At 74.7% G+C, this 12,471-nt stretch carries 5 protein-coding genes; 4 read left to right on the top strand and 1 reads right to left on the bottom strand.

Going from position 1 to position 12,471, the window contains the following annotated elements:
• Positions 1-78: 78 nt before the first annotated feature.
• From glgX to ACSNOD_RS05515, 4 genes are all read left to right on the top strand, one after another.
• Positions 79-2,484, top strand: a complete 2,406-nt coding sequence (gene glgX / locus ACSNOD_RS05530) for a glycogen debranching protein GlgX (RefSeq protein ID WP_436765599.1) — start codon at positions 79-81, stop codon at positions 2,482-2,484.
• Positions 2,485-2,695: 211 nt separating this feature from the next.
• Positions 2,696-4,618, top strand: coding sequence for an ABC transporter ATP-binding protein (locus ACSNOD_RS05525; RefSeq protein ID WP_436765598.1), 1,923 nt, complete (start codon positions 2,696-2,698; stop codon positions 4,616-4,618).
• Positions 4,615-6,504: an ABC transporter ATP-binding protein gene (locus ACSNOD_RS05520; protein WP_436765597.1), complete on the top strand. Its 1,890-nt coding sequence runs from the start codon at positions 4,615-4,617 to the stop codon at positions 6,502-6,504. Before ACSNOD_RS05525 ends, ACSNOD_RS05520 begins: the two co-directional genes overlap by 4 nt.
• 504 nt (positions 6,505-7,008) lie before the next feature.
• Positions 7,009-9,294, top strand: coding sequence for a M4 family metallopeptidase (locus ACSNOD_RS05515; RefSeq protein WP_436765596.1), 2,286 nt, complete (start codon positions 7,009-7,011; stop codon positions 9,292-9,294).
• Positions 9,295-9,462: 168 nt separating this feature from the next.
• Here ACSNOD_RS05515 and glgP read toward each other — a convergent pair whose 3' ends face one another.
• Positions 9,463-12,093, bottom strand: a complete 2,631-nt coding sequence (gene glgP / locus ACSNOD_RS05510; RefSeq protein ID WP_436765595.1) for an alpha-glucan family phosphorylase — start codon at positions 12,091-12,093, stop codon at positions 9,463-9,465.
• Positions 12,094-12,471: the final 378 nt, after the last annotated feature.

Genomic DNA, 12,471 nt, shown 5'->3' with positions numbered 1-12,471 from the left:
ACCCCGTCGTCCGGTCCGCACCGTCCTCGCCGCCCCGCCGGGGGGCGGGGCCCGCCGAGAGCCGCCGGAGGCGAACACGTGTCGAGCGCACCCGAGCAGGAGGCAGTGCAGCGCAACGGGCCGGGGGGCGAGGGCCGACCGCCCGCCGCGGCGGGGGCCCGGCCGGGCGCCGTGGCCACCGCCGCCAACGGGTCCGGGCCGGCCACCGCGGCCGGGGTCCGGCCGGGCCGGGCCGGGGAGCGCGCCGCCGAGACGGCCGCGGCGGCCGGTCGGGAGGCGGCGGAAGCGGCCGTCCGGGAGGCGGCGGGAGCGGCGGCCGGGCCGGCGGTGGCCGCGGGGCCGCCGGTGTGGCCCGGCAGCCCGCAGCCCCTGGGGGCCCGGTTCAAGGCCGGCCCGGACGGGGTCACCGGCACCAACTTCGCCCTCTGGGCGGGCGGGGCCGAGGCGGTGGAGCTGTGCCTGTTCGCGGAGGACGGCACCGAGACGCGCTGCCCGCTGACCGAGCTGACGCACGAGATCTGGCACGGCTTCGTGCCGGGGGTGCGGCCGGGCCGGCGGTACGGCTTCCGGGTGCACGGCCGCTGGGACCCGTGGACGGGGGCGCGCTGGAACCCGGCGAAGCTGCTGCTCGACCCGTACGCGCGGGCGGTGGACGGGGACTTCCGGCTGCCCCCGGAGGTGTACGGGCATGTGCGGGACTGGCCGCAGCAGCACGTGGCCGACACCGTGCGCGACGACCGCGACTCGGCGCCGTACGTCCCCAAGGGCGTGGTGGTCTGCGACGACGACGACTGGTCGGACGACCGCCGGCCGAAGACGCCGTGGGCCGACTCCGTCATCTACGAGCTGCACGTGCGCGGCTTCACCATGCGCCACCCGGGGATACCGTCCGCGCTGCGCGGCACCTACGCGGGGCTGGCGCACCCGGCGGCGATCGAGCACCTGGTCCGGCTCGGGGTGACGGCCGTCGAGCTGATGCCGGTGCACCAGTTCGCGCACGAGGACCATCTGCTCCGCCGGGGGCTGCGCAACTACTGGGGCTACAACTCCATCGGCTACTTCGCGCCGCACGCGGCCTACTCCGCCTCCGGCACCCGCGGCGAGCAGGTCGGCGAGTTCAAGCGGATGGTGCGGGCGCTGCACGCCGCCGGCATCGAGGTGATCCTCGACGTGGTCTACAACCACACCGCCGAGTCCAATGAGCTCGGGCCCACGCTCTCCCTGCGCGGCATCGACAACCGCGGCTACTACCGGCTCCAGGGCGACGCCCGGCGCTACACCGACTACTCCGGCTGCGGCAACACCCTGCACGTGGTGCGGCCCCATGTGCTGCGGCTGATCACCGACAGCCTGCGGTACTGGGTCACGGAGATGGGGGTGGACGGCTTCCGCTTCGATCTGGCGGCGGCGCTGGCCCGCTCGATGCACGACGTGGACATGCTCTCGCCGTTCCTCGCGGTGATCGCCCAGGACCCGGTGCTGCGCCGGGTGAAGCTGATCGCCGAGCCCTGGGACGTGGGCTCCGGCGGCTACCAGGTCGGCGCGTTCCCCCCGCTGTGGACGGAGTGGAACGATCGCTACCGCGACGCCGTACGGGACTTCTGGCGCGGCGCCCTGCCGGACCTCGCCGACCTCGGCTACCGGCTGTCCGGCTCCAGCGACCTCTACGCGTGGGGCGGGCGCCGCCCCTACGCCTCGGTCAACTTCATCACCTCGCACGACGGCTTCACCCTGCGCGACCTGGTGAGCTACGAGCGCAAGCACAACGAGGCCAACGGCGAGGGCAACCGCGACGGCAGCGACGACAACCGCTCCTGGAACTGCGGGGCGGAGGGCGAGAGCGAGGACCCGGCGGTGCTCGCCCTGCGCCGCCGGCAGCTGCGCAATCTGCTCACCACGCTGCTGCTGTCGACCGGGGTGCCGATGCTGCTGGCCGGTGACGAGCTGGGCCGCACCCAGGGCGGCAACAACAACGCCTACTGCCAGGACACCGCGGTCTCCTGGGTGGACTGGTCGCTGCGGGAGGTGCCGGGCTGGCGCGCGCTCTTCGACCTGGCCTCCCGGCTGCTGGCGCTGCGCCACGCGCATCCCGTGCTGCGCCGGCGCGCCTTCTTCTCCGGCCGCCCGCAGGGCCCGGAGGGGCTGCGGGACCTGGCCTGGTTCACCCCGGAGGGCACGGAGATGACCGAGCCGGACTGGTACGCCCCGCGGGCCGCGCTGGGGATGTACCTGTCCGGCCGGGACATCCCGGGGCGCGACGAGCGGGGCGGGCCGGTGGTGGACGACAGCTTCCTCGTGGTGCTGCACGCGGGGGGCGAGCCGATCCGCTTCGCGCTGCCCGGGGAGCCGTGGGCCGCGTCGTACGAACTGCTGGTCGACACCGACCGCGAGGACCAGTCGGCGGAGCCGGGCACCGCGTACGAGGGGGGCGAGGTGATCACCGTGCCGGGGCGCACGGCGCTGCTGTTGCGGGCGCGGGCATGACGCGGGCCGTGCCGGAGCGGGGCGTGCCGGCGCGGGGCGTACGAGCGGCGCGCAGGGCCGGGGCGCACGGGTGAGGCGCCCGGGTGGGGCGTGGGCGCCGGCTCGTGGGCGGCGCCGGAGAGGGCGCGCGGCGCGCGGGCGCCCGCTGCGGGGGTGCCGCCGCCGAAAAGGGCGTGAGCGCTGTCAGTGGTGAGCCGTAGGCTCCCAAGCGATGGAGGGCGCAGGGGACTTGACGGCGGAGGCGGCGGAGGCAGCGGAGGCGGGCGGCGCGCCCGGCGCGGCCGGGCCGGGGCGCGGCGGGAAGCCACGCGGCACCGTGCGCTCGCTGCTGCGGCTGTGGCCCCATGTGCGGCCCGCCCGGGCGCGCATGGCCGCGGCGGCGCTGTGCGCCGTGGTGGCCTCGTCGCTGGCGCTGCTCATTCCGCTGGTGCTCAAGTGGATGGTGGACGGGCCGGTGGCGGAGCGGGACGCGGGCGGGGTGCTGCTCGGGGGCGCGCTGCTGCTCGGGCTGGGGCTGGCCGAGGCGGGGCTGTTCGGTATGCGGCGCTGGCTGATCGCCCGGCCGCTGGCGGCGGTCGAGGCGTCCCTGCGCGAGGCCCTCTACCGCCATCTGCAGCGGCTGCCGGTCTCCTTCCACGACGGCTGGCCCTCCGGCCAGCTGCTCTCCCGGGGCACCTCCGATCTGACGCTGCTGCGGATGTTCCTCGCCTTCCCGCTGACGTTCCTGCTGGTCAACGCCACCACGATCGTGTTCGGTTGCGCGATCCTGCTCCAGCAGGAGTGGACGCTGGGGCTGGTGCTGCTCGCCCCGGTGGCCCCGCTGATGGTGCTGTGCTCGGTCTTCGAGGCGCGGTACGCGGCGGCCTCCCGCCGGGCCCAGGACCAGGCCGGGGACCTGACGACGGTGGTCGAGGAGGGCGTGCTCGGCATCCGTGTGATCAAGGGCTTCGGCCGGCACCGCAGCCAGGCCCGGCGGTTCCGGGGACTGTCGGCGTCGCTGCGCGGCACCGAGCTGCACAAGGCGCGGCTGCTGGGCGGGCTGTGGGCGGTGATCGTGCTGCTGCCGGAGCTCGCGATCGGCGCGGCGCTGGTGCTGGGGTCGGTGCGGGTGGCGGACGGCGAGCTGACGGCGGGCACGCTGGTGGCGTTCCTCTCGACGGCGCTGGCGCTGCGCTGGCCGGTGGAGTCGATCGGCTTTCTGCTGGCCCTGACGCAGGAGGCGGCGACGGCCGCCGAGCGGTACTTCGAGGTGCTGGACGTGCCGGTGCCGCGGGACCGGGAGCAAGTGGGCGCCGTACGCCCTCGGGACGGCGACGGGCGGGCGCCGCTCACGGGCGGCGGGCGGGCCCCGCTCACCGGTGACGGGCTGCGGTTCGAAAACGTGGGGTTCCGTTACGCCGACGCCCCGCCGGGCAGTCCTCCGGTCCTCGACGGCGTGCATCTGCGCGTCGCCCACGGCGAGACCATGGCCCTCGTCGGCGCCACCGGCTGCGGCAAGACCACGCTGACCGCCCTGGTCCCCCGGCTGCTGGAGCCGACCGCCGGCCGGATCACGCTGGACGGGGTGGACATCACCACCCTGCCGCGCGCCCGGCTGCGGGAGCTGGTCGCGGTCGCCTTCGAGGAGCCCACGCTGTTCTCCGCGAGCGTGCGCGAGAACGTCCTCATGGGCGCGGACGGCGCCGGGGAGGCCGATCTCGACCGCGCCCTGGAGGTGGCCCAGGCCGCCGAGTTCGTCCACGCGCTGCCCCAGGGGGCCGGCACCGAGGTGGGCGAGCAGGGCCTGTCGCTGTCCGGCGGGCAGCGCCAGCGCCTGGCCCTGGCCCGGGCGGTGGTCGGCCGCCCCCGCTTCCTGGTGCTGGACGACCCGCTGTCGGCCCTGGACGTGCACACCGAGGCCCTGGTGGAGGCGGCCCTGCGCCAGGTGCTGGCGACCACCACCGCACTGGTGGTCGCCCACCGCCCCTCCACCGTGCTGCTCGCCGACCGGGTGGCCCTGCTCTCCGGCGGGCGGATCGCGGCGGTGGGCACCCATCGGGAGCTGCTGGGCTCCAGCGCCGAGTACCGGGAGCTGATGTCCGGCGCCCCGAACCGCCCGGAGGGGCTGCCACGGGAAGGAGGGTCGCCGGGATGACGACGAGCGCCACGTCCCCCGCCGCGCCCGGCGACGGGACCAGGGAGGCTCCCGCCGGAGCCGAGGCCGGCGCCGGGGCCGGTGGCGGGGCCGCCGCCGGGTACGAGGAGCGGGACCGCCTCCCGGCCCCCCGGGGCGCCCAGCGCGCCCTGTTGCGGTCGCTGCTCGCCCCGCACCGCGCCCGGGTCCGGCTCACCGCCGTGGTCGTGCTGCTCCAGCAGGCCGCCGTCCAGGCGGGCCCGCTGCTCGTCGCGTACGCCATCGACCGCGCCGTGCCCGCCCTGCGCGCGGGCGACACGGGACCGCTGCTGGCGGTCGGCGTAGCGTACGCGATCTGCGCGCTCGCCGCGGCGCTGCTCCAGTACGCGTACGTACGGGTCGCGGCCCGGGTGGGCCAGGACGTGCTGCTGGACCTGCGGGGCCGGATCTTCCGCCACGCCCAGGCGCTGAGCCTGGACTTCCACGAGCGCTACACCTCGGGCCGGCTGATCTCCCGCGCCACCACGGACGTCGAGTCGCTGCGCGACCTGGTGGAGGAGGGCCTCCAGGAGCTGATCGGGGTGGCCCTGTCGGTGGTCTACATCTCGGTGCTGCTGCTCTGGCTGGACTGGGGGCTGGGCGCGGCGGCGCTGCTCTCCTTCGGCCCGCTGTGGCTGCTGGTGCGCTCCTTCCGGCGCCGGTCGCTGAGGGCGCACCGGCGGCGGTCGACCGCGATGGCGGCGGTCATCGTGAAGTTCACCGAGACGATGAACGGCATCCGCCCGGTGCAGGCGTTCCGCCGCGAGCGGGCCAACGACGCGGCCTTCGCCGAGCTCAACCGGCGCCATGAGCGGACCAACGGGGACGCCGTGCTGGAGATGGCCCGCTATGTGTGCTGCTCCCGGACGGTGGCGAACACGGCGGTGGCGGTCACGGTGGTGTGGGGCGCGCACCGGGTGGCGAGCGGCTCCCTGGCGCTGGGGGTGCTGGCCGCGGCGGTGCTCTATCTGCGGCGGCTGTACGACCCGATCGACCGGCTGGGCATGTTCCTGAACTCCTATCAGTCGGCGGCGGCATCGCTGGAGAAGATCGCGGCGCTGCTGGCCCAGCGCCCGTCGGTGCCGGAGCCGGAGCGGCCGCGGCCGCTGCCCGCGCGGCCGGCGGGGCGACCGGGCCGCGAGGTCGTGCTGGAGGGGGTGTCGTTCGCCTATCGCGCGGGCGCGGAGGTGCTGCCGCGCCTCGATCTGACCCTGGCGGCCGGCCGGACGGTCGCCGTCGTCGGGTCGACGGGCGCGGGCAAGTCGACGCTGGCGAAGCTGCTGGCCCGCTTCTACGACCCCACGACCGGTCGCGTGCTGCTGGACGGGACGGATCTGCGCGAGCTGGCCACGGCCGACCTCCGGCGCGGGGTGGTGATGGTGACCCAGGAGGCGTTCCTCTTCTCCGGCACGGTGGCCGAAAACATCGCCCTCGGGCGCCCGGACGCGACGCCCGAGGAGATCGAGCGGGCCGCGAAGGCCATGGGGGCGCACGACTTCATCGCCGCCCTGCCGGAGGGTTATGCCACGGATGTGCGCAAGCGCGGTGGCCGGATCTCCGCCGGACAGCGCCAGTTGGTGGCGTTCGCCCGCGCGCTGCTGGCCGACCCCGGGGTGCTGATTCTGGACGAGGCGACGTCCTCGCTGGACATTCCGGGTGAGCGCGCGGTGCAGCGGGCGATGGCGACGGTGCTGCGGGGCCGCACGGCGGTGGTCGTGGCGCACCGGCTGTCGACGGTGGAGATCGCCGACCGGGTGCTGGTGATGGAGGGGGGCCGGATCGTCGAGGACGGCGCGCCCGCGGAGCTGATCGGGGGCGGCGGCCGGTTCGCGGCCCTGCACCGGGCCTGGCGCGAGAGCCTGGCCTGATGTCCGCTGAGCGAACAGCGCATGACGGTCAACGAACGACTTCTGGCCAACTTGGCTCCGCCGTCGCGAAACTTGGCACCGCAGTCATGACATGTGCATGCGCCTGATGCCACGCTTCCCTCGTCCGTGGCGCAGCTCCCCCACCGACCGCACATCTGGGCCCCGGTCACGTCCCTGACGCCTTCGATCGCACCAGCTCCCCACCGCTCGGCGCAGCCCGGCTCGACGCAGTGCGACCAGCTCGCCCCCTGTGCCCCGGCACATCCGGGCCCCGGACACCGCCGGTTCCTCGGACACCGCCGGCCCCCCGGGACCCGCGCGTTCCGCGGGCTCCTCCTCGCATCGCGTCGCGCCGCACGCGCCGGCCTCGGGCCGGTCGGGCCCAGGGACGTCTCTCCCCCACGCCCCACACGCACCGCCCCCGCACCGCCCGGACGGCACACCGAGCCTCCGGTACCCCCACCGGCCGCGCGAGCGTGGCGCGGCCGCGGCAAAGGAGTCCGCGTGAGACGCACCCCCTCCAGACGCGCCGTCGCCACCGGCGCCGTCGTCGCCCTGTCCGCGATGCTCGCCGTCGGTGCCCAGGCCGACGGCGCCAGCGCCCGCCCCGACGCCGGCGCCACCACCGGCGCCGCGGGCGGCACCATCGCCGCCGAGCCGAACCCGGGCGCCCTGCCCGCCCCGCTCTCCCCGGCCGAACGGGCCGAGCTGCTGCGCCGGGCGGACACCGCCCGGGACGCGACCGCCCGCACCCTGGGCCTGGGCCCCGCGGAGCGGCTGGTCGTCCGCGATGTCGTCAAGAACGTCGACGGCACCCTGCACACCCGCTACGAGCGCACCTACGAGGGGCTGCCCGTCCTGGGCGGCGACCTGATCGTGGCCGCCACGGGCAGCGGCGCCGTGCGGGGCGTCACCAAGTCCGTCGAGACCCGCATCGCGGTCCCCGGCACCACCGCGAAGGTCTCCGCGGAGACCGCGTGGCAGCAGGCCGTGGCCTCGGCCAGGGGCAAGGGCGCCCGGGACACCGACGCCCGCCGTACGGCTCCCCGCAAGGTCGTGTGGGTCGCCGCCGGCAAGCCGCTGCTGGCCTGGGAGAGCGTCGTCGGCGGGGTGCAGGGCGACGGCACGCCCAACGAGCTGCATGTCGTCACCGACGCCACCAGCGGCGCGAAGCTGTACGAGTACCAGGCGGTCCGCAACGGCACCGGCCACAGCCAGTACAGCGGCACGGTCACCATCGGCACGATCCCCTCGTACTCGATGACCGACTCCACCCGCGGCAACCACAAGACGTACAACCTCAACCGCGGCTCGTCGGGCACCGGCACGCTGTTCACCGACCCCGACGACACCTGGGGCGACGGCACCCCGGCCAACCCCCAGACCGCCGGCGTGGACGCCCACTACGGCGCCGCCCTGACCTGGGACTACTACAAGAACACGCACGGCCGCAGCGGCATCAGGGGCGATGGCGTCGGCGCCTACTCCCGGGTCCACTACGGCAACAACTACGTCAACGCCTTCTGGTCCGACGGCTGCTTCTGCATGACCTACGGCGACGGCCAGAACAACCAGCGGCCGCTCACCTCCATCGACGTGGCCGCCCACGAGATGACCCACGGGCTGACCTCGTCCACGGCCGGGCTGGAGTACAGCGGGGAGTCCGGCGGGCTCAACGAGGCGACCTCCGACATCTTCGCCGCCGCCGTGGAGTTCGCCGCCCAGAACCCCAGGGACGTCGGTGACTACCTCGTCGGCGAGAAGATCGACATCCATGGCACCGGCGCCCCGCTGCGCTACATGGACAAGCCCAGCAAGGACGGCCGCTCCAAGGACTCCTGGTACGCGGGCATCGGCAACATCGACGTCCACTACTCCTCCGGCGTGGGCAACCACTTCTTCTATCTGCTCTCCGAGGGCAGCGGGACGAAGACCATCAACGGCGTCACGTACGACAGCCCCACCTCCGACGGCCTCCCCGTGACCGGCATCGGCCGGGAGAACGCGATGAAGGTGTGGTACAAGGCGCTGACCGAGAAGTTCGGCACCAGGACGACGTACGCCGAGGCGCGCACCAAGACCCTGGAGGTCGCCGCGTCGCTCTTCGGCCAGGGCAGCGCCTCGTACAACGCCGTGGCCAACGCCTGGGCCGGGGTGAACGTGGGCCCGCGGGTCAGCGAGGGCGTCACCATCACCCACCCGGGCAACCAGACCAGCACGGTCGGCCAGCCGGCGAGCCTCCAGATCAAAGCCACCAGCACCGCCCCCGGCGCGCTGCGCCACACCGCCACCGGGCTGCCCGCCGGGCTGACGATCGACAGCGCCACGGGCCTGATCTCCGGCACCCCGACCACCGCCGGCACCAGCACGGTGACCGTCACCGTCACCGACTCGGCGAACAAGACCGCCACCACCTCGTTCACCTGGACGGTCAACACCTCCGGCGGCGGAACGGTGTTCGAGAACACCGACGACGTCCCGATCGGCGATGTCTCGACGGCCACCTCCTCGATCAACGTCACCCGGACCGGCAACGCGCCGAGCACCCTCAAGGTCGACGTGGACATCGTCCACACCTACCGGGGCGACCTGGTGATCGACCTGCTCGCCCCGGACGGCACGGCCTACCGGCTGAAGAACTCCGACGCCTCCGACTCCGCGGACAACGTCAAGGCGCAGTACGTGGTGGACGCCTCCGCCGAGGCGGCGAACGGCACCTGGAAGCTGCGGGTCCAGGACGCGTACGCCCAGGACACCGGGCACATCAACAGCTGGCGGCTGACCTTCTGATCGCCCCGGCACCGGGAGCGGGGACAGCACGGCCGGCCCCCGTAGAACACGGCACAGCACAGCACTGCACTGCACGGCACGGCACGGCACGACGACGGTGCCCGGGAGCGTTCCCCGCTCCCGGGCACCGGGCCGCGTCCGCCTCGCGAGCGCGCGAGGCCGGCGCCGTCAGCGCATCAGCACCCCGGCCGCCTCGCCGCCGCCGTCCACCGGCACCGCGACCAGCCCCAGCTCGGCCCGGCTGGCCAGCAGCCGGTGCGCCGGCAGGATGCGCACGGTGTAGCCGAACGGACCCGTGCGGTCCAGCGCCAGCGGGCCCTCGTAGAGCCAGCGCCCCTCCAGGTCCGGGCCGCCGGTCGGCTTCAGCGGCACGGAGACGGCGTCGCTGATCCGGTCCTCCGCGTCGACCCGCCCGGCCAGCGCCTGGACCTCCACGTCCTCGGGGGCGAGCCCGTCGAGCGCCACCCGCACCCGCAGCGAGAGGGTGGAGCCCAGCTCGGCCGTGGTGCCGGAGGGGGCCATGCCCGCCTCCACGTGGTCGACCGCCACCCGCGGCCAGGCGGCCCGCACCTTGGCCTTCCACTGCGCCAGCTCGCGGGCGGTGCCCGCGTCCAGCGCCCGGTGGGCCCGCGCGGCCGGGGCGTAGAGCCGCTCCACGTACTCGCGGACCATGCGCCCGGCGAGCACCTTGGGGCCGAGGCCGGCCAGGGTCCTGCGGACCATCTCGATCCAGCGGTCGGGCAGCCCGCCGCGGCCCCGGTCGTAGAACGCGGGGGCGACGCGGTCCTCGATCAGCTCGTAGAGGGCCGCGGCCTCCAGGGCGTCGCGCCGGTCCTCGTCGGTGGCCGCGCCGTCGGCCGTGGGAATGGCCCAGCCGAAGTCCGGCTCGTACCACTCGTCCCACCAGCCGTCCAGGACCGAGAGGTTGAGACAGCCGTTGAGAGCGGCCTTCATCCCGGAGGTGCCGCACGCCTCCAGCGGGCGCAGCGGGTTGTTGAGCCAGACGTCGCAGCCGGGGTAGAGGGTGCGGGCCATGGCCATGCCGTAGTCCGGCAGGAAGACGATGCGGTGCCGCACCCGGGCGTCGTCGGCGAACCGGACGAGCTCCTGGACGAGGCGCTTGCCGCCGTCGTCGGCGGGGTGGGCCTTGCCGGCGACCACGATCTGGATCGGCCGCTCCGGGTGGAGCAGCAGCTCCGTCAGCCGCTCGCGGTCGCGGAGCATCAGGGTGAGCCGCTTGTAGGAGGGGACCCGCCGGGCGAAGCCGATGGTGAGCACCTCGGGGTCGAGCACGGAGTCGATCCAGCCGAGTTCGGCGGAGCCGGCGCCGCGCTGGCGCCAGGAGGCGTGCAGCCGCGCCCGCACCTCCTCCACGAGCTGCTCCCGCAGGGCCCGCCGGACGTCCCAGATCTCCTGGTCGGGGATGTCGGCGACGGCGTCCCAGCGGTGCGAGTAGCCGACGGCGAGGGCGTCCTCGACGCGCTCGGCGCCCACCTGGCGGGCGCCGAGCCGGAGCACCTCGGGGGCGACCCAGGTGGGGGCGTGCACCCCGTTGGTGATGGAGGTGATGGGCACCTCCTCCGGGTCGAACCCGGGCCACAGGCCGGCGAACATGGAGCGGCTCACCTGGCCGTGCAGGGTGGAGACCCCGTTGGCGCGCTGGGCCAGCCGCAGCCCCATCACGGCCATGTTGAACAGGTTGGCCTCGCCGCCCGGATAGGTCTCCATGCCGAGCTGGAGGACGCGGGTGACGTCCACGCCGGGCAGCTCGCCGCCCTCGCCGAAGTGGCGGGCGACGAGCTCGCGGTCGAAGCGGTCGATGCCCGCGGGCACGGGGGTGTGGGTGGTGAAGACGGTGCCCGCCCGGACGGCCTCCAGCGCGGCGTCGAAGTCCAGGCCCTCCTCGCTGAGTTCGCGGATGCGCTCCAGGCCGAGGAAGCCGGCGTGCCCCTCGTTGGTGTGGAACACCTCGGGCGCGGCGTGGCCGGTGAGCCGGCAGTAGGCGCGCACCGCGCGCACCCCGCCGATGCCCAGCAGCATCTCCTGGAGCAGCCGGTGCTCGCTGCCGCCGCCGTAGAGCCGGTCGGTCACGTCCCGCTCGCCGGGGTCGTTCTCCTCCACGTCCGAGTCGAGCAGCAGCAGCGGCACCCGGCCGACCTGTGCCTGCCAGACGTGGGCGCGCAGCGAGCGGCCGCCGGGCAGGGCGAGGGCGACCTGGCAGGGCCGCCCGTCGGCTTCGCGCAGCAGAGCGAGCGGCATCTCGTGGGGGTCGAGGACGGGGTACTGCTCCTGCTGCCAGCCGTCGCGGGAGAGCGACTGGCGGAAGTAACCATGGCGGTAGAGGAGCCCGACGCCGATCAGGGGGGCGCCGAGGTCGCTGGCGGCCTTGAGGTGGTCGCCGGCGAGGATGCCCAGGCCGCCGGAGTACTGCGGCAGGGCGGCGGTGATGCCGAATTCGGGCGAGAAATAGGCCACGGCGGCGGGGAGTTCGCCGTCCGATGACGCGGTCTGGTACCAGCGCGGGCCGGTGAGATAGTCGTCCAGGTCGTCGGCGGCGGCGGCGAGCCGCCGCAGGAATCTGCGGTCCTGGGCCAGTTCGGCCAGGCGCGCGGCGGGGACGGCGCCGAGGACGCGTACGGGATCGCCGCCCGCCGCCTGCCAGCCGTCGGGGTCGACGGCCTGGAACAGCTCGCGGGTCTCGGGATGCCAGGACCAGCGCAGATTGCGCGCCAGCTCGCTGAGCGGTCGTAGGGGTTCCGGAAGGACGGGGCGCACGCTGAATCGACGAATGGCCTTCACCCTTCGACGGTAGCGGCGCGCGCCGCGCGTCACCCACAACTCGCGTTCACTGTGTCGGCGGGTGCGCCCGGCGCGCGTGGTGCGGGGCGCGCTCCTGCCGCGCGTCCGGTCGAATACCGAGCGCATATGCGATTACGGATGATATGGCCAATTCCATCCCCGCCGGATGTCTTGTCCCTCAACCGAGTGTCACGGAAGGCTGACCGTTGACCTGTCGGGCCGAGGAGGGGACACACCATGGCACGGACGAGATACGAGCGGCGGCGACCGGCCCGAGCGACCGCGGTGGCCGCGGCGGCGGTTCTGCTTTCGGCCATCGCCCTGCCCGCGCACGCGGAGCCCACCGAGCCACGGGGCGAGGGGTACGTGGTGGGGGCG

Source organism: Streptomyces sp. URMC 123, from assembly GCF_051386515.1.
In the GTDB taxonomy this organism is placed as follows: Bacteria; Actinomycetota; Actinomycetes; order Streptomycetales; family Streptomycetaceae; genus Streptomyces.
The sequence above is the reverse complement of the archived record's forward strand: the minus strand, read 5'-3'. Positions and strand labels throughout refer to the sequence as shown.

What these genes read in the sequence shown, in the direction of transcription:
- ACSNOD_RS05525 (WP_436765598.1), top strand. Translation starts at nt 2,696, where the DNA reads ATGGAGGGCGCAGGGGACTTGACGGCGGAGGCGGCGGAGGCAGCGGAG.
- ACSNOD_RS05520 (WP_436765597.1), top strand. Translation starts at nt 4,615, where the DNA reads ATGACGACGAGCGCCACGTCCCCCGCCGCGCCCGGCGACGGGACCAGG.